Source organism: Klebsiella sp. X1-16S-Nf21, from assembly GCF_002837615.1.
Taxonomy (GTDB): domain Bacteria; phylum Pseudomonadota; class Gammaproteobacteria; order Enterobacterales; family Enterobacteriaceae; genus Klebsiella; species Klebsiella variicola.
The window spans coordinates 1-25,264 of record NZ_PJDK01000025.1 but is presented as its reverse complement, the minus strand read 5'-3'; the positions used below and the strand labels follow the sequence as shown (position 1 = coordinate 25,264).

Here is a 25,264-nt window from a genome sequence, read left to right as displayed (position 1 = left end):
TATCGCAGGAAGTGCAGGGTTTATGTCTATTCAGAAAATTGCTCGTCTGGCCGGCGTCTCGGTGGCCACGGTGTCGCGGGTGCTGAACAACAGCGATACGGTAAAAGCCAAAAACCGTGAGCGCGTGCTGCAGGCGATCAAAGAGAGCAACTATCAGCCGAACCTGCTGGCGCGTCAGCTGCGAACCGCTCGCAGCAATATGATCCTGGTGATGGTCTCCAATATCGCTAACCCCTTTTGCGCCGAGGTGGTGAAAGGGATAGAAGAAGAGGCGGAGAAGAATGGCTACCGCATTCTGCTGTGTAACTCCGGGTCGGATCTGGCCCGCTCGACCTCGGGCCTGCAGCTGCTCTCCGGCAAAATGGTCGACGGCATTATTACCATGAACGCGCTCTCCAGCCTGCCGGAACTGACCACCATGATTGGCGATGCGCCCTGGGTGCAGTGCGCGGAGTATGCCGACACCGGCAGCATCTCCTGCGTCGGGATTAACGACGTCGAGGCGGCTCAGGGGGCGGTGTCCCGACTGGCCGATAGCGGCCGCCGCCGCATTGCGCTCATTAATCACGACCTGAGCTATCGCTATGCCCGTCTGCGCGAGCGCGGCTATAAAAGCGTGCTGCACGTGCACGGTCTGGTGTATCAGCAGGTGACTTACGCGCAGGATCTTAGCGCGGCGGCCGGTAAACGGGCGATGGAGCAGCTGCTGTCGCAAGACGAGCAGCCCGACGCGGTGTTTGCCGTTTCGGACTCACTTGCTGCCGGGGCGCTGCGGGCGATTGACCAGGCCGGACTGCGGGTGCCGGAGGATATCGCGGTGATCGGCTTCGACGGCACCGAGCTGGCGGAAGTGGTCTCCCCGCAGCTGACCACCGTCGAACAGCCCTCCCGGGCGATCGGCCGCACGGCGGTGGATCTGTTAATGAAACGCATCGACGATCCCGACGCCGCCGTCGAGCGGGTGATGATGGACTGGCGCGTGATAGCCCGCGCCAGCGCCTGAGGATCAGCGGGAGAAGGCGCCCGCCAGCGCGCGAATGTCGTTGCCGGTGGGCGTTTGATGAATGCGTAAGCCAAACTCCTCCACCACGGCGAAGACATGGTCGAAAATATCCGCCTGGATCCCCTCATATTCCGCCCACACCACGGTGTTGGTGAAGCAGTAGATCTCGATGGGCAACCCGTTGGCATCCGGCGCCAGCTGGCGCACCATCAGGGTCATATCCTGGCGGATGCGTGGATGATGGCGTAAATACTCCTGCAGATAGGCGCGGAAGGTGCCGACATTGGTCATTCGCCGCTCATTGAGAACCGACTGTTCCCCGGCGTACTGCTGGTTCCAGGCGCTAATCTCCTCGTGGCGCGAATCCATATAGGGCTTAAGCAACTTCGCCCGGATCAGGCGCTGCTGCTCCTGTTCATCAAGAAAATGAATGCTGGTGGTGTCGATGTTGAGGCTGCGTTTGATGCGGCGGCCGCCGGAGGCCGACATGCCGCTCCAGTTTTTAAACGAGTCGGAGACCAGCGACCAGGTTGGAATGGTGGTGATGGTGTTGTCCCAGTTGCGTACCTTCACCGTGGTGAGGCCGATATCGATCACCGCGCCGTCGGCGCCGTACTTCGGCATCTCCAGCCAGTCGCCAAGCTTGAGCATATCGTTTGCAGAGAGCTGGATACCGGCCACCAGACCGAGGATCGGATCTTTAAACACCAGCATCAGCACCGCGGCCATCGCGCCGAGCCCGCTAATCAGGATCGCCGGTGACTGGCCTATCAGCAGGGAAATAATCAGGATGCCGATAATAATCGCCGTCACCAGCTTAATCCCCTGGAATATGCCCTTCAGCGGCAGCTGTGAGGCGGCGGGAAATTTCTGCGCCAGCTTTAAGATCACATCCAGCAGCGAGAAGAAGGACAGCATGGCATATATCATCACCCATAGCTGAGCCACGGTGGTTAATATTTCCGCGGCCTCGCTGCCTTTTTGCAGCCACAGCACCGCCTGCACGTTGACGATGATCCCCTGCAGGGTAAAGGCCAGTCGGTGAAAGAGTTTATTCTGCGTGATGATTTGCAGCCACAGATGGCTGCTGGCCAACGCCCGTTTTTCGAACGCGCGCAGGACCACTTTGTGCAATATCAGATGCACGACCACGGCGGTGAATAAGATAATGCCGAAGATAATCATCAGCGAGCGGGTGGGGGTTATTTCGATTCCTAAGGCGGCAATTTGCGATATTAATTCCTGCATAACGTCTCCTGAATATCCAGCGGGTATGATGACCGCTGGATAGCTATTATGCAAATCACCGCCGCCGGTATTACGACGCTACCGTCGCAGGCTGTCGGTTGAGATGATGGCGCAGCCACAGCGCGATCGCCCCCAGCAACAGCATCATGGCCACCTCGACCAGCAGAAAATCAATCAGCGCCTGCGGATAGTTTCCGCCGCCGCGACGGGCCAGCGCCAGGAACAGCGAACCAAGGATAGCCGGTCCGAGACCGAGGGTCGCCTGCTGCAGGGTGCTGAGGATGGCGCTCCCGGCCCCGGCGTCGCTGGCGCTGATATCGCGCATGCCAATCCGGTAAAAGCTGTTGACGATCAGCGCCTGACCGTAGCCGATCAGCGCCGTGGCGGGGACCAGCGTCAGGGCGGTGGTGGCGATGCCGAAGCGGGAGAAGGTGGCGCACAGCAGCAGTAGCCCGGCGATCTGCACCGCCAGACCAGTCAACAGGATCCGCCCCATGCTGTGGCGGGCGATAAGCCGCGGGGCATACAGCGCCGAAATAAAATAGGCCACGCCGAGGGCGATAAAGCTATTGCCGGACTGCCACGGCGCCATCCCCAGCCCCTCCTGCATGGTCAGCGCCATGCAGAACATAAAGCCGGACCAGGCGCTGAAAAATAGCAGGGCGATGGCCATCCCGAAGCGGATGCTGGTCAACTGCAGCAGACGCGGCGGCAGCAGGGGATGGTCGCCGCGCTGCTGCTGGCGCAGGGCGCTCTGACGCATGGCGAACAGCAGCGGCAGGACCGCCACCAGCATCAGCTGCAGCCACAGCGGCCAGTGCAGCTCCGGACCGAGGGCCATCGGGAACAGCAAGCAGCAGAGGATCAGCGCGAGGTACAGCGTGCCCTGCCAGTCAATACGCGACGGCGTCTCGCGACGGGTTTCCGGCACATAGCGGCGGCTCAGAGCCAACACCAGCAGGCAGATCGGCACATTGATAAAAAAGGCGTTGCGCCAGCCCAGCCCGGCGATGTCCGCCGATACCAGCCAGCCGCCGCCCATCTGTCCGACAATAAAGGCGATCCCGCCGATGCCGCCATACAGGCTGATGGCCCGGGCGTGGGCGGGGCCTTTGAGGGTCACGTGCAGGGTGGCGAGGATCTGCGGCACAATCAGCGCCGCCCCGGCGCCCTGCAGGGTGCGGGCCGCCAGCAGGGCGCTGATGCTGTTCGCCATCCCGCACAGCAGGGAAGCGATGCCAAAGAGGGCGACGCCCCACATAAACAGGCGCCGGCGGCCATAGTTATCGCCAAGCTTACTGCCCATCGCCAGGCAGACGGCAAAGGCGACGCCGTAAAGCGCGACGATAAGCTCCAGCTGCGTGGCGCTGGCCGCCAGGGTGTGGGTGATGGCGTCCAGCGCCACATTGGTGATCGAGGTATCAATAAGCGGCAGCATCTGGCCGCCCAGCAGCAGCAACAGACCGGCGCGGCCGGGTGAAACAGCAGACGTATTCATGGGATTCTCCATTGCGTCATTCAGCAGACCGACGTAGCATTACCGATAAATTAAACGGGTACCAGTTCCTGTCTATACTGGTACTGGCACTACTATGCTGGAGGGGTGATGACCACGATGCCGCAACGGGAGTTGACGATCGCCGTGCCGGACGATCGACGCAAACAGCTGGGGGCATTTTTGCGCGCCCGCCGCGAAAGCCTCGATCCGCAGCGCCTGGGGTTGCCCCGCGTGGGCCGCCGGCGCACGCCGGGCCTGCGTCGGGAAGAGGTGGCGATGCTCGCCGACGTCGGCGTCACCTGGTACACCTGGCTGGAGCAGGGGCGGGAGGTGAATCCGTCGGAGGCGGTGCTGGTGGGGGTCGCGAATGCCCTGCAGTGCAGTCCGCTGGAGACCCGGCACCTGTTCGTACTGGCGGGGCTGACCCCGCCGGAAGCCACCCAGGTGACGGTGTGCGAAGGCATCAGCCCCGGCACCCGCCGGATGCTGGACAGCCTGATGCCGCAGCCGGCCAGCATTCAGAAACCGAACTTTGATATTGTGGCCTGGAACGACAGCTTCTGCCGCCTGATGGGCATCGATTTCGCCACCCTCCCGGAAGAAGATCGCAACTGCATTTATCTCTATCTGACCCATGAGACCTGGCGCAGCCGGATCGAAAATCGCGATGTGCTGCCGACCTTCGTCTCTTATTTTCGCGCCGCGATGGCCGAGCACCGCGGCGATCCGGCGTGGGAAAACAAGCTGGCGCGCTTTTTCGCTGCCTCGTCGGAGTTTGAAACGCTGTGGCATCAGCGCTACGAGGTGCGCGGTGTGGAAAACCAGATTAAACATTTTAACCACCCGCAGCTCGGGCGATTCAGTCTGCAGCAGATGTACTGGTATTCGGCGCCGCGCAACGGTTCGCGCCTGCTGGTCTATCTGCCGATGGACGAGGCGGGCGAGCAGGCGCTGGCGTGGCTGGACCAACATTAATCACAAGGAATCAGATGGCTGGCAATGTGCCATCTTCGGGTATTCCCGGCCGGCGCTGCTGGACGGTTCCCTTACCCTCCGGGAGAGGGGTAGGGAAAGCACTGTCGGGAAGTCCTGTATGTGATCTACGACTTCAGCACACATTGCGCTCCCGATACGCCTTCTGCGTTATGTCACTCATGGCGCAGGGAGCGCACAGGGGGCGGCCAGTCGCCGCCGCCCCCTGTACCCCCGGGCTCCGGCCAGCAAAATCGCCACTGCGTGGTGCCTTCGACTTATCCCTGCAGGCTTCGGCCTGCCGGGAACGTCTCAGCGATGTTGAGGCCGCCAGCACCGGCAGTATCAGCAGCCCCAGGACCCGCGGTGATTTGGGTTTGTAGGCCGGGTAAGGCGTACGCCGCCACCCGGCAGAAAGGCGAGCACATTAGCGAAAACAGGTTTGTCATCAGTCTCAAGGAATGCCTATGAACGTAACCCGAAAAGAGCAGCGCATTATTCAGCGCGCGCTGAACGCCTGGCAGGCCAGCGGGGAGTTAACCCCGTCGGACAGTCAGCGGCTGGCGCACACGCTGCGCGTCTCCCCCTTCGACTGGCGGCGCCTGAGCCGCTACGCCTTCTGGACCGCGCTGGCCTGCGTGCTGATTGCTCTGGGCAGCCTGTTCGCCGACAGCGAGCTGGTGGCGTGGCTGCTGAGCCTGTTCAGCCACTCGGCGCTGACGCGGATCCTGCTGCCTGCGCTGCTGGCAGTCGTCTGCTACGGCTGGGGCTTTCGCCGCCAGCGACGGGAAACGCAATGGCACTACAGCACCGAGGCGATTTTGTTTCTGGGCGTCGTCTTTACCGCCGTGTCGCTATGGCAGCTTGGCGAACGGCTGGATAACGGCAGCGGCCATATCGCACCGCTGTTTCTGGCCGGATGCGTGATTTACGGCGCCATCGGCTATGTTGCCCGCTCCGGGCTGGTGTGGCTCTTTTTTCTGCTGGCGCTGGGCAACTGGTTCGGCGCGGAAACCGGCTACGTCTCGGGGTGGGGCGCCTACTGGCTGGGCATGAACTACCCGATTCGCTTCGTCCTGTTCGGCGGCGCGCTGCTGGCGCTCTGCTACGGCGCGCAATCCCTGCTTCGCCAGCGGCAGCTGTTTACCGTCAGCAAGGCGATGGGCCTCACGTACCTGTTTATTGCGCTGTGGATCCTGTCGATTTTCGGCAATTACGACGCAGACAGCTGGTACCAGGTGAGCCAGGCGCGACTCCTGCCGTGGGGGCTGCTGTTTGCCGTAGCGGCCGGCGTCTGCATTTTTATCAGCCTGAAAACCGATGACGGAATGCTGCGCGGCTTCGGACTAACCTTCCTGGCGATCAATCTCTATACCCGCTTCTTTGAGTTTTTCTGGAACGGGATGCACAAAGTGCTGTTTTTCCTGATCCTTGCCGTCTCGCTGGCGGTGATTGGCCGCTATGCCGAGCGCATCTGGCACGCCGGCGAAGGGCAGGTGGAGAAAAAATAAGCTCGCGTTGAGAACGCTAACCCCTCAGGCCGCGCTCAGTCGCGGCCTTTTTTCGTCCCTGATTCCAGTTTCAGCACATTTTTCTGCGATTGGCTGCAAATGAGCATAGGCTTGCCGGGCATCTCAAAAATTAGCCTTTAAGGCAATTTGCCTTATATGCTAACATCCAGAGGAAGGGAGTCTGATGTTCAGAATAGCTGTGCATGTGGACGTTAAAAAGGAATTGCAGGCGCTTCCGCCCATTGTCCAGGCGAAGATGATCCGGCAAATAGACAAGTTACGCCAAAATCCCGCCGCGCGGAGAGAACCTGACAGTAAACCGCTGGGGCAGGGGCTATTTGAAATTCGTGCGTTAGGTTCGGTACAGGGGCGAGGGATCTACGTTTTTCAGCAAGGCAAGACGCTCTTTCTGCTACGGGTTTTTGTCAAGAAAACGCAAAAAACCCCATCATCGGAAATTCGCCTGGCGCTGAAGCGATTAGAGGAGATGCGCAATGAGTAAAAAGATCATTGACTGGGATACGTTAAAAACAGAACTGCTTAGCCAGCCTGAGGTTCAGGCTGCATTCGATGCGCAAGAACGTCAACAGCGATTACGTACTATGCTGGCGCAATGGCGCGAGCAGGCGGGGCTGACCCGAGCCCAGGTGGCGCAGAGGATGGGGGTGAGTGCGCCGACGGTCTCCAGAATGGAAGCCAATATCACCCGCGCCAGTCTGGATACCTTAACGCGATACGCGTTAGCCTGTGGAATAAAGCACCCACAAATTTTACTTTACTAACGCCCTCGGTGGCGATTCACTTACCGGCTCAAATTAACGACAGGCCGCACGGACCGTAGGTCGGGTAAGCGAAGCGCCACCCGACAAAACAACGGCGCATCGGGCTACGGCTCCGGGGAACAATGAATGGGTGCGCTCTGCCGCCCTCACCCCGGCCCTCTCCCACAGGGAGAGGGGGAAAACCGAGCCTCACTCCGGCCCTTCATACACAGGGAGAGGGAGAAACCGGCAGTTTCAGTCGCGCAAGTGGGTAAATCACCAACAGGTCGCACGAACCCCAGGCCGGGCAAGGCGTGAGCCGCCGCCCGGCATAAAAGCCGCTCCGAGCCCGCTGCTCCTGCCCGGCGGCGCTGCGCTTGCGCGGGCCTACGGTGAGAGGTAACTATATGATATACATTGTTATGTAGGCCGGGTCAGGCGTAGCCGCCACCCGGCAATAACAAGCACCACCAGAGGCGCCCGGTGAAAGGCGCCTGGTGGAGAGATTAAATCTCGGTAATGGTCGTCGACTGCGGCAGACGCGACTTCGGCAGGGTGGCGTTGAAATCTTCCACGCTATGGTGGCCAACCGGGACCACCACCAGGCTGGTGTAGCCCTGGGCTTTCAGGTCAAATTCCTCATCGAGGATCGCAAAATCAATCCCTTCGATCGGCACGGCGTCGAGGCCCATCGCCGCCACGCCCAGCAGGAAATTGCCGACGTTGAGATACACCTGCTTCGCCATCCACTGATCGTCATCTTTCAGCTCTTTGCGGTGCATATCGGCAAAGAAGGTACGACCCTTGTGGTTAGCGGCTTTTGCGTCCGGGGTGGCGAAACGGCCATCGGCCTCTTCCTGATCCACCACACGCTGCAGCCAGGCGTCGTCCATCGCGGTTTTCGCGCAGAACACCACCACGTGCGAGGCGTCGAGAATTTTGCGTTCGTTGAACACGTAGGTGCCGCTGGCGGCTTTGGCTACGCGAGCTTTCCCTTCATCGGTGCTGGCGACGATAAAGTGCCACGGCTGGGAGTTGGTGCTAGACGGGCTGTACTGCAGCAGCGTTTTCAGCTGTTCGGCTTCGCTGGCAGTCAGCTTTTTCGTGGCGTCAAAGGCCTTGGTGGAATAGCGCTTTAAAGCGACCGATACGATATCCATAACTCTTCCTCACAGTTTACAGCACCTTACCGGTGCGTTAAGGAGAGGAAGAGTACAGCGAAGATCGCCAAATGATAAGGGTGAAAAATGCGATAACACTTATCGCATTTGGCTGAAAATCAGCGCGGACGCAGGCGCTGCTGGGCCTTTTTACTCAGCTTGTTCACCACCTGATGCCACGAATCGTCAATCAGCTCGGCCAGCAGATCCTCGCTGATATCCTCTCCCGGCACCACCGTGATCCAGTGTTTCTTGTTCATATGGTAGCCCGGTTCGATACTGCGATAAATTTCCTGATTCAGCAGCGACTTCTGCGGCTCAGCCTTCAGGTTGACCAGCGCCCGGCCGCGAATGGTCATGGTGATCATAAAGATACGGCCATCGACCTTAAACACGTCGTACTCTGGCCCAAAAGGCCAGCAGTGCTCGGTAAACGGGTAGGTCAGGGCGATACGATGAGCGCAGGGATGCAGCATCTCGGGAGTCATTAGGCGTCCGCCTCATGCAGGGCGTTCCACATGGCTTCAAAGCCGAGGGCGATAATCTCCCGGGCGCGCTGCGGATCGTGGCTGGCGAATTCGATGGTGGTCTCCGCCAGCGACAGAAACAGGGCATCGCCAAAGGCGCGGTACGCCTCGCTGAGAAAAATCTCTTTCACCGACAGCTGGCACATTTCGTTGAGCTCCGGGAAGCTCTCTTTTACCTGGCGACGGGTTTCGTCGGTGATGCGCTCGCTAAGCGCCATCCGGCGGATCGCCTTGTGCTCCATCGGGTTGCGCACCCCCCAGTCGATATAGCTGTTCCAGATATTGCGCGCGTTCTCTTTCGGGCGCTTTTCGTCGGGATCCAGCCCGGCGATCATCATCCGTACCAGACGCAGCTTAATGGCGAGGTACAGCTCGTTGAGCAACTCATCCTTGGTGGCGAAATAGCGAAACAGCGTCCCCTCGGCCACCCCAGCGCTGCGGGCGATGGCCGACGTCGAGGCGGCGATGCCGGACTGGGCGAAAGCCGCGGTGGCAGCTTCCAGTAACGCTTGCTTTTTATCTTCACTCTTTGGACGAGCCACTACTTTTTTCCTCACGCAGGTTTAAACAAACCGCCGATCTTTGCACGTCTGACCAGGTCGCTGCAACGGCGGAACGCAAAAATTGAAAATCGTCTTGACGACTTTCATCACTTTCCTAATAATGAGTGCGTACTCACTCATAATCAAGTTATATCACAAAGCCTCCGGGATGGGGGCTTTTGTCTGGTCAGGATATGAACCGTGTCACTTTTAGCGTGGTCGCCATCATGTTACTCGCAGCAGCAACGACATTGCCGTTTGTCCTCAATGCCGGTTTTGGTAAGGCGCCGCAGGGGGCACAGCTTAGCCAGGTGGAAGCGTCTCCCCACTACCGGGACGGCCAGTTCCATAACCAATTGCCCACGCCAGGGTTCACCGGGCAGAAAAATATGCTGGCGGCGTGGTGGGATTTCCTGATGACCAAACGGGAAAACGCCCGTCCCGCTCAGCCGCTGCCGCTGGTGAAGACCGACCTGGCGACGCTGCCCCTGGGGCAGGATGTGATGGTCTGGCTCGGCCACTCCTCCTGGTACCTGCAGCTGGCAGGAAAACGTATCCTGATCGATCCGGTGTTCAGCGATTACGCGGCGCCGTTCTCCTTTATCAATAAAGCCTTTCCCGGCGACTATCCGTGGCGGGCGGAAGGGATGCCAGACATCGATCTGCTGATCATCTCCCACGATCACTACGACCATCTGGATTACGCCACCATCCGCGCCTTGCTGCCGAAAATTAAGCGGGTCATTACGCCGCTGGGCGTCGGGTCGCATCTGCGCTACTGGGGGATGGACGGGGCGCTGATTACCGAAGCGGACTGGCAGCAGGCGATCCCGGTCAGCGATGAATTCACCGTTCACGTTCTGCCGGCGCGGCACTTTTCCGGCCGTGGACTGAAGCGTAACCAGACGCTGTGGGCCAGTTTTCTGTTCGTCACCCCGCAGCAAAAAATTTATTACAGCGGCGACAGCGGCTATGGGCCGCACTTCAAAGCGATTGGTGATGAATTTGGTCCGGTTGATCTGGCGATCATGGAGAACGGGCAGTATGACCAGGACTGGAAATATATTCACATGATGCCGGATGAAACGGCTCAGGCTGCCGACGACCTGCGCGCCCGCGCGGTGCTGCCTGGGCATGCAGGACGGTTTGTTCTGGCGAAACACAGCTGGGATGAACCGTATCAACGGCTGGCGGCTGCCAGCGAAGGAAGGGCCTGGCGTCTGCTGACGCCTATGCAGGGCGAGCCGCTGTGGGTCGCCGATAAGACGCAATCATTTAACGCCTGGTGGCGCTAAGCGCCAGTGCAGTTTCAGAGGAGAGAGCATATGACGATTTCCGCTCAGGTGATTGACACTATCGTCGAGTGGATTGATGACAACCTGCATCAACCGCTGCGTATTGATGATATCGCTCGCCATGCCGGGTATTCGAAATGGCATCTGCAACGGCTGTTTTTACAGTACAAGGGAGAGAGCCTTGGGCGCTATATTCGTGAAAGGAAGCTGCTGCTGGCCGCCCGCGATCTGCGCGACACCGATCAGCGGGTCTACGATATCTGCCTGAAGTATGGCTTCGATTCGCAACAGACCTTTACCCGCGTCTTCACCCGGACCTTCAACCAGCCGCCGGGCGCCTACCGCAAAGAAAACCACAGCCGCGCCCACTGAGGCGCGCTCTCCTGGTTTACCGTTCGAGGGAGAACCAGCGACGCCACACCCAGCGCAGCACCAGAAATTCAAGGGTGCCCAGCGCTAAGAACCACAGACAAAACAACACCGTATAGAGCTGGTTGAGATCCATCATATGGAATGTCTCAACCAGCTTTTGCGCCAGCGTCAGGCCCAGCGAAGGCGCGGGCAACAGCAGACAGGAGAGCAGGGCCAGCAGTAAGATCCCGGCGGCGGAGAGAAGCGTTTCCAGCGGATGTTTCATGTCATGTTAATCATCAGTTAAAAAACATATTGTCCGGTAAAATAATGCTTAACGCAATATGCTTTGTTTTTTTACTCTCTATAACACGGCTATTTTAAATATTATTGCCTGCCTTTCGCTCTCATGTTAATTAATCTGAAATAATTTGTAATTAAGTTAATTGCAGCCGGATGTAAATTAACGTCATTATTATGCCAGCGCTTTTACAAAACTATAAGTGCTATATCCCACCAGCGTGGCAACAATGATGGCCAGCAGGATGTACAGCGCCAGACGGCGTCCGCGGTAGATTCCAAACATATTTAACCTCGTTTAGTTTTGGTTTATTAATATTCTGTAATATTTATCTTGTGAATTAACTTATCACACATTTTGTATTTTGCGAAAAATTTAGGCGGATATTGGATCACATTTTTACCGGCTTTTTAGCCACGTTTTACTTCATTGGCCAGGAATGATTTCAGGCTTTCCGATTCACGGAATTTATAAGGAAAATGTAATTTGACCAAGATGAATAACCCAAAGTTTACGACGCCCTCGGGCGACACCGCGCCACGGCAGGTCTGGCAGCAGACCGTTGACGCAGTGCTGGCGCAGACAAAAAGCCAGGCCGCTGGGTTAAATTCCGCAGACGCCGCCGAGCGCCTGAATACCTTTGGTCCGAATGCCCTGCCGGAAAAGAAGGGTAAACCGGGCTGGCTGCGCTTTCTCGCCCACTTTAACGACGTACTGATTTACGTGCTGCTGGCGGCTGCGGCGCTGACCGCCATTATGGGGCACTGGGTCGATACCCTGGTGATCCTCGGCGTGACGGTGATTAACGCCCTGATCGGTCATATCCAGGAGAGCAACGCCGAAAAATCCCTGCAGGGGATCCGCAACATGCTCTCCAGCGATGCCCGCGTCCAGCGTAACGGCAAACATGAGACTATCCCGACGCGCGACCTGGTTCCAGGGGACATCGTTATCCTGCGCGCCGGCGACCGCGTACCAGCGGATATGCGCCTGATTGAAACCCACAACCTGCGGGTGGAAGAGGCGATCCTCACCGGCGAGTCGACGGTGGTGGATAAAATCACCGACGCGCTGGAGGGCGACCTGCCGCTGGGCGACCGGGTGAACATGGTCTTCTCCGGCACCACCGTCAGCGCTGGCGGCGGCATCGGCGTGGTGACCGCCACCGGCGCGGAGACCGAACTCGGCCATATCAACCAGATGATGGCGGGCATTGAGAAGCACCGTACCCCGCTGCTGGTGCAGATGGATAAGCTCGGCAAAGCGATTTTTGTCATTATCCTCGCCATGATGGTGGCGCTGTTTATCTTTAGCCTCGCGCTGCGGGATATCCCGATGGGCGAGCTGCTGCTGTCGCTGATTAGCCTGGCGGTGGCCGCGGTACCGGAGGGGCTGCCGGCGATCATCTCGATTATTCTGTCGCTGGGCGTGCAGACGATGGCGCGCAAGCGGGCGATTATTCGTAAGCTGCCGACCGTGGAAACTCTCGGCGCCATGACCGTGGTCTGTTCGGATAAAACCGGCACTCTGACGATGAACGAAATGACCGTCAAAGCGATCATCACGGCAGACTGCTGCTACCGGGTGGAAGGCGACAGCTATGAGCCGCAGGGACGGATCTTCCTTGAGGGGAGCGACGAGCCCGTGCAGGTTCAGCCCGGCACCGTGCTGGAGACCTGGCTGCGCACCATCGACCTGTGTAACGACAGCCAGCTTACCCAGGATGAGCGCGGTCTGTGGGGGATCACCGGCGGGCCGACCGAAGGGGCGCTGAAGGTGCTGGCGGCGAAAGCGCAGCTCCCGGCGGTGGAGGCCCGTCTGGTGGCCAAGATCCCCTTTGACTCACAGTACAAATATATGTCGACCCTGCAGCACATCGATGGCGAGGCCCGGGTGCTGATCACCGGTGCGCCGGACGTTATCTTCGCCATGTGCCGCGAGCAGATGAGCCGCCACGGCGCGGTGCCGTTCGAGGCGCAGTACTGGGAAGAGGAGATGGCGCGCTTCGCCCGTCAGGGACTGCGCATGGTGGCGGCGGCCTGTAAGCCTGCCAGCCTTGATGCCACCACCCTCAACCATGAGGACCTGCAGGAGGGGCTGATTTTCCTCGGCATCGCCGGGATGATGGATCCCCCGCGTCCGGAAGCCATTGACGCCATCCATGCCTGCCAGACCGCCGGGATCCGCGTGAAGATGATCACTGGCGACCACCCGCAGACGGCGATGAGCATCGGCCAGATGCTGGGGATCACCAACAGCAGCCAGGCCATGACCGGCTACCAGCTGGAGCACATGGACGATGCGGCGCTGGCGAAGGCGGCGGTGGAGTACGACATCTTTGCCCGTACCAGCCCGGAGCATAAGCTGCGCCTGGTGAAAGCCCTGCAGGATAACGGCGAAGTGGTCGGCATGACCGGAGACGGCGTCAACGACGCGCCGGCGCTGCGCCAGGCCGACGTGGGTATCGCCATGGGTATCAAAGGTACCGAAGTCACCAAAGAGGCGGCTGACATGGTGTTGACCGATGATAACTTCGCGACCATCGCCAGCTCGGTAAAAGAGGGCCGTCGGGTCTATGACAACCTGAAGAAGACCATCCTCTTCATCATGCCGACCAACCTGGCGCAGGGGCTGCTGATCATCATCGCCCTGCTGGCGGGGAACATTATTCCGCTGACCCCGGTGCTGATCCTGTGGATGAACATGGCGACGTCGGCGACGCTCTCCTTCGGCCTGGCCTTTGAAGCCGCAGAGCGCAACGTGATGAACCGCCCGCCGCGTAAAACCGGCCAGCACGTGATGGATGGCTTCGCCGTGTGGCGAGTGGCTTTTGTCGGGTCTATGATTGCTATTGCCGCCTTTATCCTTGAGGCCTGGCTGGCGCCGCGCGGCCACAGTCCGGAGTTTATCCGCACCGTGCTGCTGCAGATGCTGGTGACGGCGCAGTGGGTCTACATGATCAACTGCCGCAGCAGCGACAGCTTCTCCCTGAGCATGGGTCTGCTGCGCAACAAAGGCATCTGGCTGGTGACCGGTGTCCTGCTGCTGATGCAACTGGTCATTATCTATGTCCCGCTGATGCAGAGCATGTTTGGTACGGAAGCGCTGCCGCTGCGCTACTGGTTTATCACCCTGGTCATCGGCGTCGCCATGTTCCTGGTGGTGGAAGTTGAGAAGCGCCTGACGCGCAGGTTCCGCAAAACGGCTTGATTGATCTCGCGCGCCTCGCTGCAGGCGCGCGTTACTTTCGCAAGGATCCCCCTATGATTAAAACCTTCCGCTTTGCTCTGCTGGCCTGCGGTCTGGCCGGCGGCGCCCTGACGGCGACCGCCGCGCCGGCGGTGCCGGTCCGCGTCGCCACGGTCGAACTGGCGCCTCATGCTGAAGAACGCGCGATCCCCGGGCGGGTCGAGGCGATCCGCGCCGTCGACATTCGCGCGCGCACCGAAGGGGTGATAGTTCAGCGCCACTTCCAGGATGGCCAGTATGTTACCGAGGGCGACCTGCTGTTTACCCTCGACGACGCGCAGCCCCGCGCGGCCCTGGCCCTGGCGCAGGCCGAGCTGAAAAGCGCCGAAGCCTCATTACGTCAGTCGCAGCAACTGCTCACTCGCTACGAGCGGCTCATTAACAACCACTCCATCAGCCGCAACGACGTCGACACGGCCCGGATGCAGCGCGACGTCGCCGCCGCCGCCGTGCAGCAGGCGAAAGCCCGCGTCGAGGCCCAGCAGATTGTGCTCAGCTACACCCGGATTGCGGCGCCGGTGACCGGTCGCGTGGGCCACAGCGCCTTTCACGTCGGGACGCTGATTAACCCATCCAGCGGCGTGCTGGTGGACATCGTGCAGCTGGATCCGGTGCGGGTGTCGTTCGCTCTCGACGAAGCCGCATTTTTCAGCAAATCCGGCCAGCATGCCGACATCCACGCCCTGAAGCAGGCGTGGCTGGCGCAGATTGACGTGGATGGCAAACGGCGCGATGGGGTGTTGACCTCCATCGATAACCGGATTGACGCCCGCACCGGCAGCGTGGCGGTGCGGGCGGAGTTCGCCAATCCGCAGCACCGTCTGCTGCCGGGCGGCAGCGTAACAATCCTGTTCCGTCCGCAGGAGCTGCAGTCACGGGTGATGATCCCGGCCGCCGCCGTGCAGCAGGATCCGCAGGGCTTTTTCAGCTGGGTGCTGAAGCCGGACCACACCGCCGGGCAGCGTCGTCTGACCCTCGCGGGGCAGCAGGGGCAGCAGTTTGCGGTTGAGAAAGGGCTGCAGGCGGGCGAGCAGGTGATCACCGACGGCGCGCAGCGTTTACGCGAAGGCGCCGCGGTACAGGTGCTGAAGTAAGTAAGGAGAAGGGATGCTGACCTTTTTTATCCGTCGTCCGCGATTTGCCATGGTGATCGCGCTGCTGCTGACCTTTGTCGGCGCGGTGTCGCTGAAGCTGATCCCGGTGGAGCAGTACCCGGCGATCACCCCGCCGGTGGTGAACGTCAGCGCCAGCTGGCCGGGCGCCAGCGCGTCAGATGTGGCGGAAGCCATCGCCGCCCCGCTGGAGACCCAGCTCAACGGCGTCGATCATATGCTGTATATGGAGTCCACCAGCTCGGATGAGGGAACGTACCGCCTGAGCATTACCTTCGCGGCGGGCACCGATGCCGACCTGGCGGCGATCGACGTGCAAAACCGGGTGGCGCAGGCGCTGGCGCAGCTCCCGGCGGAGGTGCAGCAGAATGGCGTCCAGGTCCGCAAGCGCGCCAGCAACCTGCTGATGGGGGTGAGCCTCTACTCGCCGCTGGGCACGCTGTCGCCGCTGTTTGTCAGTAACTACGCCAGCACCCAGGTGCGCGAGGCGCTGGCCCGCCTGCCCGGCGTCGGCGAGGTGCAGATGTTTGGCGCCCGGGATTACAGTATGCGCATCTGGCTGCGTCCGGACCGCATGAATGCGCTCAACATCACCACGGATGACGTTGCCCAGGCGCTGCGCGAGCAGAATGTGCAGGGCGCGGCGGGGCAGGTGGGCACCCCGCCAGTATTCAACGGCCAGCAGCAGACGCTGACCATCAACGGGCTGGGGCGTCTGAACGAGGCGGCCAGCTTTGGCGAGATTATCCTCCGCCGCGGCGCGCAGGGGCAGCTGGTTCGCCTCGCTGACGTGGCGACCATTGAGCTGGGTGCCCGCAGCTACAGCTCCGGCGCGCAGCTGAACGGTAAAGCGTCGGCCTATCTGGGGATCTACCCGACGCCCACCGCCAATGCCCTGCAGGTCGCCAGCGCAGTGCGTGCGGAGCTTAACCGCCTGCACACTCGCTTTCCGGCGGATCTCACCTGGGAGGTGAAGTTCGATACCACTCGCTTTGTGGCGGCGACGATCAAAGAGATCGGCGTCTCGCTGGCGCTGACCCTGCTGGCAGTGGTCGTGGTGGTGTCGCTGTTCCTGCAGAGCTGGCGAGCGACGCTGATCGTAGTGCTGGCGATCCCGGTGTCACTGATCGGCACCTTTGCGGTGCTCTATCTCCTGGGCTACAGCGCCAACACCCTCAGCCTGTTCGCGATCATTCTCGCCCTGACGATGGTGGTGGATGACGCCATTGTGGTGGTGGAGAATGTGGAAACCAAAATGGCGGAAGGGCTGGATCGCCTGCAGGCCACCGCCCAGGCGCTGCAGCAGATCGCCGGGCCGGTGATCGCCACGACCCTGGTGCTGCTGGCGGTATTTGTGCCGGTGGCGCTGCTCCCGGGGATCGTCGGCGAGCTGTACCGGCAGTTTGCCGTGACGCTCTCCACCGCGGTGGCCCTGTCGAGCCTGGTGGCGCTAACCCTGACGCCGGCTCTCTGCGCACTGCTGCTGCGCCCGCGTCCTGCCCGGCCAGCGGCGGTGTGGCGGGTGTTTAACCGTCTTCTCGACGGCACCCGCGACGGCTATGGCCGGCTGGTGGGCTGGATGAACCGCCGTCCCTGGCTGGCGCTGGCGGCGACGGTGGCGGCAGGCGCGCTGGTGGCGTTCAGCTTCACCTCGATGCCGAAAGGCTTCCTGCCGCAGGAAGATCAGGGTTACCTGTTTGCCAGCGTGCAGCTGCCGGAGGCGGCGTCGCTGGAGCGTACCGAAGCGGTGATGGCCCAGGCGCGCAATCTGCTGATGGCTAACCCGGCGGTGGAGGATGTGATTCAGGTGTCCGGCTTCAACATTCTCAACGGCACCAGCGCCTCTAACGGCGGGTTTATCTCGGTGATGCTCAAGGACTGGCACCAGCGGCCGCCGCTGGATGCGGTGATGGCAGATATTCAGCGCCAGCTGCTGTCGCTACCCGAGGCGACGATCATGACCTTCGCGCCGCCGACCCTGCCGGGCCTGGGCAATGCCTCGGGGTTTGATCTGCGCATCCTGGCGCAGGCCGGTCAGTCGTCGGCGGAGCTGGAGCAGGTGACGCGGCAGATCCTCCAGCTGGCGAACCAGCATCCTCAACTGAGCCGGGTGTTTACCACCTGGAGCAGCAACGTGCCGCAGCTGACCCTGACGGTCGACCGCGATCGGGCGGCGCTGCTGGATGTGCCGGTGGCGCAGATTTTCAGCAGCCTGCAGACGGCGTTCGGCGGCACGCGCGCCGGCGATTTCAGCCGTAACAATCGTGTCTATCATGTGGTGATGCAAAATGAGATGCAGTGGCGCGAGCGGGCAGAGCAGATTAGCGAGCTGTACGTCCGCAGCCGCGACGGCGAGCGGGTGCGGCTGAGCAATCTGGTCACCATTACGCCGACGGTGGGGGCGCCGTTTATTCAGCAGTACAATCAGTTCCCGTCCGTTTCAGTGAGCGGTTCAGCGGCCGAGGGGGTCAGCAGCCGCACGGCGATGGCGGCCATGGAGCAGATTTTGCAGGCCCATCTGCCGCCGGGATATGACTACGCCTGGAGCGGGATCTCCTGGCAGGAGCAGCAGACCGGCAATCAGGCAGTGTGGATCGTGCTGGCGGCGGTGGCGATGGCGTGGCTGTTCCTGGTGGCGCAGTATGAGAGCTGGACGCTGCCGGCGAGCGTCATGCTCTCGGTGCTGTTCGCCATCGGCGGAGCGCTGCTCTGGCTGTGGACCGCGGGCTATGCCAACGATGTGTATGTTCAGATAGGGCTGGTGCTGCTGATTGCCCTGGCAGCGAAGAACGCGATTCTGATTGTTGAATTCGCCCGCAGCCGGCGCGAGGAGGGGCTGTCGATAGTTGACGCTGCGCGCGAGGGGGCCACCCGCCGCTTCCGCGCGGTGATGATGACCGCGGTGTCGTTTATTATCGGCATCATGCCGATGATGCTCGCCACCGGCGCCGGGGCGCATAGCCGGCGGATCATCGGCACCACGGTATTCAGCGGTATGCTGGTGGCGACGATGATTGGCATCCTGTTTATCCCGTCGCTGTATGTGCTGTTTCAGCGTATGCGTGAGTGGGCGCATCGGCGGGGGTAAGTGTTGCGCCACAGCGTCTGCCTGTCGATCCCCTCTCCCTGTGGGAGAGGGTTAGGGTGAGGGGGATTTTCCGTTCACGTTGCGTTTGGGCGTTAGCCCCGCCTTATCTGCCGGAGCAACAGCGTCTGCCGGGCGGTCCCCTCTCCCTGTGGGAGAGGGTTAGGGTGAGGGGGAATTTTCCGTTCACGTTGCGTTTGGCAGAAAAGGGTAGTCCTTCGCTGGTGAACGGGTAAAGGGGGAGAAAACCGTCTCCCCCTTTACAATCCCCCCGGTCCCGCAGAGAAATCGGTGCTGCGCACTACGCTCACCTCCCGGTCGTCCGCCTGCGGTCGGCTCAACTCGACGTCGTGTCTCGAATCGCCTCTGGCCGCCCTCCGTGGCGGCCAGCCCTTGTCTGCCGACCTCCGGTTCGCCGATTTCAGCGGGAATCGGCCCCGCTGCACGCCCGTAGTTTTCAGAGGCCAAACCATAGCGATCAGAATATATCCGTTAAAAATTGTATGTGCCTTTCTCCGTGGCCCCGCTGTGTATACCGGGGCTGCAACGACTGCCGGGCGGTCCCCTCTCCCTGTGGGAGAGGGTTAGGGTGAGGGGGAATTTTCCGTTCACGTTGCGTTTGGCAGAAAAGGGTAGTCCTTCGCTGGTGAACGGGTAAGGACGGCGGGCACGGCGCCGCTTTTGTGCCGGGCGCCCGCTACTTCCTCTCCACCGTTATCATGGTCACGAACGGATGATACTGCCACGGCACGCTGCCGCCTTTGCGGTACATCTTCGACAGCGTGCCGTCGAGATAGAGCATCTGCCGCACCCCGAGCTTTGACTGCGCATAGCAGGCAAAATCATAGAAGTTGGTCTCGCGATCGCTGAGCATAAACACCACCCGGCCCTGCTTATCGATACCCACCCCGTTACGCAGCTTGCGCGAACTGGCTGAGGGCTTCAGCCGCCAGTTGATGACGTCATTCTCAATCAGCATCGGGCCGGACTGCACCGCATAACGGATGGCGGGAGAGGGTTTGTACACCGGCAGCGGCACGATTTTCGCCCGGTCGTTCGCCACCAGGAACACGCCGCCGGGGCGGATAAAGAAGTTCCCGCCGCCGGCGGAACGGTTTACCGGCGTCAGCCGTTTACCGTCTTCGATATACAGCCCCAGCGGCGCGTAGGCTTTATCGTAAATGCCGCCGTTCATCGCCATCTGCACCCGGCCGTCGCCATCGATACCCGCCAGCAGCGAACGCAGGGAACCCCACGCTTTGCCGTGCCGATCCTGCCAGTACATCGCAATGCGCTCGTTCTGCGCATCCACCCGATAGCTCTGCAGGGTCAGCTTCGGGTCGGTGAGGGTACAGGCGGCGCTGGCGACGGCGGCCAGGGGCAGCAGCGCCAGGGGGAGCAGGCAACGTAATAACATGGGCAGTCCTTTCTATGGTCTGCGCCGAGTATACCCGCCTCGCTGCCTTATGCCGCCCAAATCTCACAGTGTTTTTGCACCAGGCCGGAAAGCGAACCGCCGTTGGCGATAAAGTCGCGCATCTGCTGCGCTTCGCTGTGCGGCGATTTCGCCTGGCGGACCACCGCTTCCAGCGCCGCCGTCGCCTTCAACTGATGGGCGAAGGGAGCCAGCCGGTCGGCGAGCTGCAGGATCTCCTGGCGGATGCTGCGCTGCTCTCCGCTGCGCACGTCGGTGAGGGTCCCGTCCAGCCCATAGCGGCACGCCTGATAGCGGTTAAAGGGGTACAGCAGATAATCATCAGGCTGGTGCTTAAAAGGGCGCTCCGTCAACAGCCAGCAGGCCAGGGTCTGTATAAAGCCGGCGATATGGATCGCCTGGGCGAGGGTCAGGGGAGTGTCCATCACCCGCACCTCGACGGTCCCAAACTGCGGGCTGGGGCGAATATCCCAGTGCAGATCCTTCATGCTGTCGATCATGCTGGTGTAGCTCAGCTGGCGGAACAGGCGACGAAACCCCTGCCAGTCTGCCACCCACGGCATCGGACCGTTGTCGGGATAGGAGGAGAAGCGGTTCAGGCGTGAACAGGCGAAACGGCTGTCGGTACTGTCAAACCACGGCGAGGCGGCATTAAGGGCGATGAAGTGCGGTACAAAGCGCGACAGGCCGTGCAGCAGATAGAGGGCGTCGTCGCCGCTCTGGCAGCCGACGTGCACATGCTGGCCAAAGACCGTGGCCTGCTGCGCCAGATAGCCAAAATGCTCGACGGTTTTAACATAGCGCGGATTGTCGCTGATTTGCTGACGCTGCCAGGCATGAAAGGGGTGCGAACCGCCGCCGCAGATCTGCAGATGATGGCGCAGCGCCGCGCGCTGAACCGCCTGCTGGATGGCGCTGAGCTGGGTTTGGGCATGGCTGATGTCGCGGCACACCCCGGTGGCGATCTCCAGCATGCTCTCGGTGATGTCATGTTTGGCTTCTCCCACGGTCAACTGATGCTGGACGTCGGCAATCAGCGTCGAGGCATCCTGGCTGAGGTCGTAACCCGGCGGGTTCACCACCTGCAGCTCCAGTTCGATACCGAGGGTAAAAGGATCAGAGCGGTGAAAATCGGCTAAAGGCATAGTCTCTCCCGGTCGATGTGTTCCCTGAAGTATAGAAGGGATTGATCCCGACGGAGAATACGCGGCGGCGGAGGACGGGGATGAATGAAAAGTGACGCAGTGTGATTATTTGAATTTTGCCATATAGCGGCTGGTGCAATTCTGCAACATATTTCCCGTTGGCGGTGCGGCGGAATAAGGTGCAATTATTTTCCCATAATTATCATGGTGATAATATAAGTCATTCTTATTTTATTGGTCGGTTTTGGCCTATTATCGCCCGCGTAAGAGCTGGTACGCATTTTGCCTGTTAATCCGTGACACTTTATTTAACAGGGATTATGTGATGCACAAAAAGACGTTATTTTCGCGTGCCGGTCGTCTCGCCGTGGCGGTGAGCGGCGCACTGGCCCTGGCGGGCGCCGCCTTACCTGCCAACGCCTCCACGCTGCGGATCGCCATGACCGCCGCGGATATTCCGTTAACCCTTGGCCAGCCGGATCAAGGCTATGAGGGCAACCGCTTTACCGGCATCCCGCTGTACGACGCGCTGGTGGAGTGGGATCTGTCGCAAGGTGAAAAGCCCAGCGGTCTGGTGCCGGGGCTGGCGACCGAGTGGCACATCGATCCGCAGAACACCAGCCGCTGGATTTTCACCTTGCGTCCGGGCGTCAGGTTCCATGATGGGACGGAGGTGAACGCCGACGCCATCGTCTGGAACGTGGATAAGGTGTTGAATAAAGCGGCGCCGCAGTACGCCCCGGGGCAGATCGGCAACACCCTGTCGCGCATGCCGACCCTCACCGGCGCAGAGAAAATTGACGACCACACTGTGGCGCTGACCACCTCGGAACCGGACGCGCTGCTGCCGTACAACATCACCAACCTGTTTATCGTCTCGCCGACGGCGTGGCAGAAGCAGTATGACGCGGTGCCGGCCAGCGCGGGAGATAGCGCCGCGCGCAGCAAACAGGCGTGGACCGCCTTCGCCGCCCACGCGGTGGGTAGCGGCCCGTTCAAACTGGAGAAGCTGGTGCCGCGTCAGCAGCTGATCCTCGATAAAAACCCCGACTACTGGAACAAAGATCGCATTCCCCGGGTGGATAAAGTGGTGCTGATCCCCTTGCCGGAGGCCAACGCCCGTACCGCGGCGCTGCTGTCGAAGCAGGTGGACTGGATTGAAGCCCCGGCGCCGGACGCCATCGATCAGATCAAGTCTCAGGGTTTTCACCTCTACGCCAATACCCAGCCGCACCTGTGGCCCTGGCAGTTCTCCTTTGAAAAAGGATCGCCGTGGCAGGACATCCGCGTGCGCAAAGCGGCCAACCTGTGTCTGAACCGTGCCGAGCTGAAGAGCTACCTCGGCGGCTATATGACCGAGGCCACCGGGGTTTATGAGGCTGACAGCCCGTGGCATGGCAAACCCACCTTCCAGATCAAATATGACCCGGATACCGCCCGCCAGCTAATGACCGAGGCCGGATACAGCGCCAGCAAACCGCTGCACGTCACGGTGGCCACCTCGGCCTCCGGCTCCGGGCAGATGCAGCCCTTGCCGATGAACGAGTATATCCAGCAGAGCCTGAAGAGCTGCTTCTTCAATGTGGATATCAAAGTGGTGGAATGGAACACCCTGTTTACCAACTGGCGCCTGGGCGCCCGGGACCCCTCGGCGAAAGGGATCGATGCGATCAACGTCAGCGCCGCGGTTAACGATCCGTACTTTGGCCTGATCCGCTTCTCGACCGCCAAAGCGTTTCCGCCGGTGGCGACCAACTGGGGTTACTTCTCCACTCCGGAGACGGAGAAGCTGGCCGCCGCCGTCAAGCACGCCTTTACCCCAGCGGAGATGAACCAAGCGGCCGGTGAGCTGCACGCCGCGCTGGTGGATCAGGTGCCATTCCTGTTTGTCGCCCACGACGTCGGGCCGCGCGCGATTTCCCCTGCGGTGACCGGGGTGGTGCAACCGCAGAGCTGGTTTATCGACCTCAGCCTGGTGAGCAAAAAAGAGTAATCGCGAAAGGGGCGACCGATGATCAATACGCTGCTATACCGCATTCTGCTGGCTATCCCCACCATGCTTGGGGTGGCGGTGATCTGTTTCATGCTGGTGCAGATCGCCCCGGGCGACCCGCTGGTGTCGGTGATGCCGCCGGACGCCTCGGAGGCGCTGCGTCAGACGTTAATACAGGCTTACGGCTTTGATAAGCCGCTGCCCCTGCAGTTTATCCACTGGCTGTGGCGGGCGCTGCATGGCGACCTTGGTATGTCGGTCGCCACCGGCCGCCCGGTGATAGACGAAGTGATGACCGCGGTGGCGTACTCCCTGCGCCTGGCGCTGCTGGCGACGGCGATCGGCTTCGTCCTCGGCAGCCTGTTCGGCTTTGTCGCAGGCTATTTTCGCAACAGCGTCATTGACCGTCTGGCCTCGGTGTTGTCGGTATTTGGCGTCAGCGTGCCGCACTACTGGCTGGGGATGCTGCTGGTGATCCTCTGCAGCGTTAAGTTCGCGCTGCTGCCGGCCACCGGCGGCGGGCCGATAGGCGAGGTGGGCTGGCAATGGGACTGGGCGCACCTGCAGTTCATGCTGCTGCCAGCCCTCACCTTGTCGGTGATCCCCACCGGGATTATCGCCCGCACCGTGCGCTCGCAGGTGGCCGATATCCTCAGCCAGGAGTTTATCGTTGGCCTGCGCGCTCGCGGGCTCAACGAGTCGCGCATCTTTGTCCACGTCATGAAAAATGCCGCGCCCACCGCGCTGGCGGTGATGGGGCTGCAGGTGGGCTATCTGATGGGCGGCTCGATCCTTGTGGAGACCGTTTTCTCCTGGCCGGGAACCGGATTGCTGCTCAATACCGCCATTTTTCAGCGCGACCTGCCCCTGCTGCAGGGCACCATCTGGGTGCTGGCGCTGTTTTTCGTGCTGCTCAACCTGCTGGTGGATATTCTGCAGACCACCCTCGACCCGCGTATTAAGAGGAGCTGACCATGGTGGATACGGCAACGACGAAAGCGGTTCCGGCCGCAGCGGCCCACGCTTCCCGGCAAGGTTACTGGCGCGGGGTATTGCGCCGCCTACTGCGCGATCCCGGCGGGGTGGTGGTGGGCGTGGTGATCCTCCTGCTGCTGGCCCTGGCGCTGTTCGGTCCGTGGCTTATCGTCAAAGATCCTTATCAAACGTCGATGTTCCTGCGCCTGAAACCCATCGGCAGCGACGGCTTCCCGCTGGGCTCGGATGAGCTGGGACGCGACATGCTGTCGCGGCTGATCCTTGGCACCCGACTGTCGCTGTTTATGGGAATTGTCCCGGTGGTGTTCGCCTTTTTTATCGGCGGGGCCATCGGGATTATCGCCGGCTATACGGGCGGCAAAACCAATACCGTGATTATGCGCACCGTGGATGTGTTCTATGCCTTTCCCTCCGTCCTGCTGGCGATTGCGCTGTCGGGAGCGCTGGGGGCGGGCATCGGCAATGCGCTGCTGTCGCTGACCCTCGTGTTTGTCCCGCAGGTGGCGCGGATTGCCGAGAGCGTGACCGCCCAGGTGCGGCATATGGACTATATCGACGCCGCCCGGGCCACTGGCGCCAGCGCGTTGACCATTATCCGCGTCCAGGTGTTGGGCAACGTGCTCGGGCCGATCTTCGTCTTCTCCACCGGGCTGATTTCGGTGTGCATGATCCTCGCCTCCGGCCTGTCGTTTCTCGGCCTCGGCGTGCGGCCGCCGGAGCCCGAGTGGGGGCTGATGCTCAATACGCTGCGCACGGCAATCTATACCCAGCCGTGGGTGGCCGCCCTGCCGGGCCTGATGATTTTTATCACCTCCATTTCGTTCAATATCCTCGCGGACCGCCTGCGTGCGGCAATGGCGATTAAGGAGTAAGCGATGCAACCCTTTATCAATATCGACCTTGGCGGGCCGGCGCAGCCGCTGCTGAAGGTCAATCACCTGCTGAAGTACTTTCGCGGCGGCAAAGGCCGGGAGGTGGTGCAGGCGGTGGACGATATCAGCTTCACGGTGATGAAAGGCGAAACCCTGGGGGTGGTCGGCGAGTCGGGCTGCGGCAAATCGACCACCGCCCGGCTGCTGA

At 61.0% G+C, this 25,264-nt stretch carries 22 protein-coding genes; 14 read left to right on the top strand and 8 right to left on the bottom strand.

The annotated features are described in order from the left end of the window. The first annotated feature begins 22 nt into the window (after nt 1-22). Nucleotides 23-1,003: a LacI family DNA-binding transcriptional regulator gene (locus tag CW267_RS13420; RefSeq protein WP_012968759.1), complete on the top strand. Its 981-nt coding sequence runs from the start codon at nt 23-25 to the stop codon at nt 1,001-1,003. Between the two features lie 3 nt (nt 1,004-1,006). Here the strand turns inward: CW267_RS13420 and CW267_RS13415 are convergent, their stop codons facing one another. Continuing rightward, entirely contained in the window at nt 1,007-2,251 is a 1,245-nt protein-coding gene (locus CW267_RS13415) for a mechanosensitive ion channel family protein (RefSeq protein ID WP_004202471.1), read from the bottom strand. A 70-nt stretch (nt 2,252-2,321) separates the two neighbouring features. Beyond that, a complete protein-coding gene (locus tag CW267_RS13410) occupies nt 2,322-3,749 on the bottom strand; it encodes an MFS transporter (protein WP_023297179.1) in 1,428 nt (475 codons plus the stop codon). A gap of 108 nt (nt 3,750-3,857) precedes the next feature. Between CW267_RS13410 and CW267_RS13405 the strand changes: the two genes are divergently transcribed. The 4 genes from CW267_RS13405 to CW267_RS13385 all read left to right on the top strand — a co-directional run bounded on the left by CW267_RS13405 (nt 3,858) and on the right by CW267_RS13385 (nt 7,014). Further along, nucleotides 3,858-4,724, top strand: a complete 867-nt coding sequence (locus CW267_RS13405; protein WP_022065427.1) for a helix-turn-helix transcriptional regulator — start codon at nt 3,858-3,860, stop codon at nt 4,722-4,724. Between the two features lie 464 nt (nt 4,725-5,188). Next, nucleotides 5,189-6,232, top strand: a complete 1,044-nt coding sequence (locus CW267_RS13395) for a DUF2157 domain-containing protein (RefSeq protein ID WP_064170485.1) — start codon at nt 5,189-5,191, stop codon at nt 6,230-6,232. A gap of 184 nt (nt 6,233-6,416) precedes the next feature. Then, complete coding sequence (locus CW267_RS13390; protein ID WP_044613938.1) at nt 6,417-6,734, top strand: type II toxin-antitoxin system RelE/ParE family toxin; 318 nt, start codon at nt 6,417-6,419, stop codon at nt 6,732-6,734. Next, a complete protein-coding gene (locus tag CW267_RS13385; RefSeq protein ID WP_012542525.1) occupies nt 6,727-7,014 on the top strand; it encodes a helix-turn-helix domain-containing protein in 288 nt (95 codons plus the stop codon). Before CW267_RS13390 ends, CW267_RS13385 begins: the two co-directional genes overlap by 8 nt. A 485-nt stretch (nt 7,015-7,499) precedes the next feature. Here the strand turns inward: CW267_RS13385 and nfsB are convergent, their stop codons facing one another. The 3 genes from nfsB to CW267_RS13370 all read right to left on the bottom strand — a co-directional run bounded on the left by nfsB (nt 7,500) and on the right by CW267_RS13370 (nt 9,222). Further along, complete coding sequence (gene nfsB, locus CW267_RS13380) at nt 7,500-8,153, bottom strand: oxygen-insensitive NAD(P)H nitroreductase (protein WP_012968755.1); 654 nt, start codon at nt 8,151-8,153, stop codon at nt 7,500-7,502. A 119-nt stretch (nt 8,154-8,272) separates the two neighbouring features. Further along, entirely contained in the window at nt 8,273-8,641 is a 369-nt protein-coding gene (locus CW267_RS13375) for an MmcQ/YjbR family DNA-binding protein (RefSeq protein ID WP_008805536.1), read from the bottom strand. Continuing rightward, the gene (locus tag CW267_RS13370; protein WP_046881940.1) at nt 8,641-9,222 is read right to left on the bottom strand and encodes a TetR/AcrR family transcriptional regulator; all 582 of its coding nucleotides are present in this window, start codon (nt 9,220-9,222) and stop codon (nt 8,641-8,643) included. Before CW267_RS13370 ends, CW267_RS13375 begins: the two co-directional genes overlap by 1 nt. A gap of 179 nt (nt 9,223-9,401) precedes the next feature. Here CW267_RS13370 and CW267_RS13365 point away from each other — a divergent pair, with 179 nt between their 5' ends. Together CW267_RS13365 and CW267_RS13360 are read left to right on the top strand one after the other, a co-directional pair. Next, complete coding sequence (locus CW267_RS13365; protein ID WP_162493283.1) at nt 9,402-10,517, top strand: MBL fold metallo-hydrolase; 1,116 nt, start codon at nt 9,402-9,404, stop codon at nt 10,515-10,517. 30 nt (nt 10,518-10,547) lie between these two features. Continuing rightward, nucleotides 10,548-10,889 carry a RamA family antibiotic efflux transcriptional regulator gene (locus CW267_RS13360; RefSeq protein WP_002893035.1) on the top strand — a complete coding sequence of 114 codons (342 nt, stop codon included), beginning with the start codon at nt 10,548-10,550 and terminating at the stop codon, nt 10,887-10,889. A 16-nt stretch (nt 10,890-10,905) separates the two neighbouring features. Here CW267_RS13360 and CW267_RS13355 read toward each other — a convergent pair whose 3' ends face one another. Next, nucleotides 10,906-11,154 carry a DUF1158 domain-containing protein gene (locus tag CW267_RS13355; RefSeq protein ID WP_008805539.1) on the bottom strand — a complete coding sequence of 83 codons (249 nt, stop codon included), beginning with the start codon at nt 11,152-11,154 and terminating at the stop codon, nt 10,906-10,908. A 501-nt stretch (nt 11,155-11,655) separates the two neighbouring features. On the opposite strand from CW267_RS13355, the gene CW267_RS13345 reads away from it, so the two are divergent. The 3 genes from CW267_RS13345 to CW267_RS13335 are packed head-to-tail and all read left to right on the top strand — an operon-like array spanning nt 11,656 to nt 18,618. Then, the gene (locus CW267_RS13345) at nt 11,656-14,379 is read left to right on the top strand and encodes a cation-transporting P-type ATPase (protein WP_012542521.1); all 2,724 of its coding nucleotides are present in this window, start codon (nt 11,656-11,658) and stop codon (nt 14,377-14,379) included. Nucleotides 14,380-14,432: 53 nt separating this feature from the next. Beyond that, on the top strand, nt 14,433-15,512 hold the full coding sequence (locus tag CW267_RS13340) for an efflux RND transporter periplasmic adaptor subunit (RefSeq protein WP_012968752.1): 1,080 nt from the start codon (nt 14,433-14,435) through the stop codon (nt 15,510-15,512). Nucleotides 15,513-15,525: 13 nt separating this feature from the next. After that, nucleotides 15,526-18,618, top strand: a complete 3,093-nt coding sequence (locus tag CW267_RS13335) for an efflux RND transporter permease subunit (protein ID WP_100781060.1) — start codon at nt 15,526-15,528, stop codon at nt 18,616-18,618. A 694-nt stretch (nt 18,619-19,312) separates the two neighbouring features. Here CW267_RS13335 and CW267_RS13330 read toward each other — a convergent pair. Continuing rightward, nucleotides 19,313-20,032, bottom strand: a complete 720-nt coding sequence (locus CW267_RS13330; protein WP_100781059.1) for a phosphodiester glycosidase family protein — start codon at nt 20,030-20,032, stop codon at nt 19,313-19,315. Between the two features lie 47 nt (nt 20,033-20,079). After that, nucleotides 20,080-21,195 carry a YbdK family carboxylate-amine ligase gene (locus tag CW267_RS13325; RefSeq protein ID WP_008805544.1) on the bottom strand — a complete coding sequence of 372 codons (1,116 nt, stop codon included), beginning with the start codon at nt 21,193-21,195 and terminating at the stop codon, nt 20,080-20,082. A 325-nt stretch (nt 21,196-21,520) separates the two neighbouring features. Here CW267_RS13325 and CW267_RS13320 point away from each other — a divergent pair, with 325 nt between their 5' ends. From CW267_RS13320 to CW267_RS13305, 4 genes are all read left to right on the top strand, one after another. After that, nucleotides 21,521-23,188, top strand: coding sequence for an ABC transporter substrate-binding protein (locus tag CW267_RS13320; RefSeq protein WP_023297185.1), 1,668 nt, complete (start codon nt 21,521-21,523; stop codon nt 23,186-23,188). Between the two features lie 18 nt (nt 23,189-23,206). After that, complete coding sequence (locus CW267_RS13315) at nt 23,207-24,160, top strand: ABC transporter permease (RefSeq protein WP_100781058.1); 954 nt, start codon at nt 23,207-23,209, stop codon at nt 24,158-24,160. Between the two features lie 2 nt (nt 24,161-24,162). After that, nucleotides 24,163-25,056 (top strand): ABC transporter permease, encoded by an 894-nt coding sequence (locus CW267_RS13310; RefSeq protein ID WP_008805546.1) that lies wholly within the window; start codon nt 24,163-24,165, stop codon nt 25,054-25,056. Between the two features lie 3 nt (nt 25,057-25,059). Further along, a partial coding sequence (locus tag CW267_RS13305; protein ID WP_133124741.1) for an ATP-binding cassette domain-containing protein occupies nt 25,060-25,264 on the top strand: 205 nt, incomplete at its 3' end.

Bases quoted from the DNA above. Each gene is read 5' to 3' on its own strand.
- CW267_RS13420 (WP_012968759.1), top strand. From the start codon at position 23: ATGTCTATTCAGAAAATTGCTCGTCTGGCCGGCGTCTCGGTGGCCACG.
- CW267_RS13415 (WP_004202471.1), bottom strand. From the start codon at position 2,251: ATGCAGGAATTAATATCGCAAATTGCCGCCTTAGGAATCGAAATAACC.
- CW267_RS13410 (WP_023297179.1), bottom strand. From the start codon at position 3,749: ATGAATACGTCTGCTGTTTCACCCGGCCGCGCCGGTCTGTTGCTGCTG.
- CW267_RS13405 (WP_022065427.1), top strand. From the start codon at position 3,858: ATGACCACGATGCCGCAACGGGAGTTGACGATCGCCGTGCCGGACGAT.
- CW267_RS13395 (WP_064170485.1), top strand. From the start codon at position 5,189: ATGAACGTAACCCGAAAAGAGCAGCGCATTATTCAGCGCGCGCTGAAC.
- CW267_RS13390 (WP_044613938.1), top strand. From the start codon at position 6,417: ATGTTCAGAATAGCTGTGCATGTGGACGTTAAAAAGGAATTGCAGGCG.
- CW267_RS13385 (WP_012542525.1), top strand. From the start codon at position 6,727: ATGAGTAAAAAGATCATTGACTGGGATACGTTAAAAACAGAACTGCTT.
- nfsB (WP_012968755.1), bottom strand. From the start codon at position 8,153: ATGGATATCGTATCGGTCGCTTTAAAGCGCTATTCCACCAAGGCCTTT.
- CW267_RS13375 (WP_008805536.1), bottom strand. From the start codon at position 8,641: ATGACTCCCGAGATGCTGCATCCCTGCGCTCATCGTATCGCCCTGACC.
- CW267_RS13360 (WP_002893035.1), top strand. From the start codon at position 10,548: ATGACGATTTCCGCTCAGGTGATTGACACTATCGTCGAGTGGATTGAT.
- CW267_RS13355 (WP_008805539.1), bottom strand. From the start codon at position 11,154: ATGAAACATCCGCTGGAAACGCTTCTCTCCGCCGCCGGGATCTTACTG.
- CW267_RS13340 (WP_012968752.1), top strand. From the start codon at position 14,433: ATGATTAAAACCTTCCGCTTTGCTCTGCTGGCCTGCGGTCTGGCCGGC.
- CW267_RS13335 (WP_100781060.1), top strand. From the start codon at position 15,526: ATGCTGACCTTTTTTATCCGTCGTCCGCGATTTGCCATGGTGATCGCG.
- CW267_RS13330 (WP_100781059.1), bottom strand. From the start codon at position 20,032: ATGTTATTACGTTGCCTGCTCCCCCTGGCGCTGCTGCCCCTGGCCGCC.
- CW267_RS13325 (WP_008805544.1), bottom strand. From the start codon at position 21,195: ATGCCTTTAGCCGATTTTCACCGCTCTGATCCTTTTACCCTCGGTATC.
- CW267_RS13320 (WP_023297185.1), top strand. From the start codon at position 21,521: ATGCACAAAAAGACGTTATTTTCGCGTGCCGGTCGTCTCGCCGTGGCG.
- CW267_RS13315 (WP_100781058.1), top strand. From the start codon at position 23,207: ATGATCAATACGCTGCTATACCGCATTCTGCTGGCTATCCCCACCATG.
- CW267_RS13310 (WP_008805546.1), top strand. From the start codon at position 24,163: ATGGTGGATACGGCAACGACGAAAGCGGTTCCGGCCGCAGCGGCCCAC.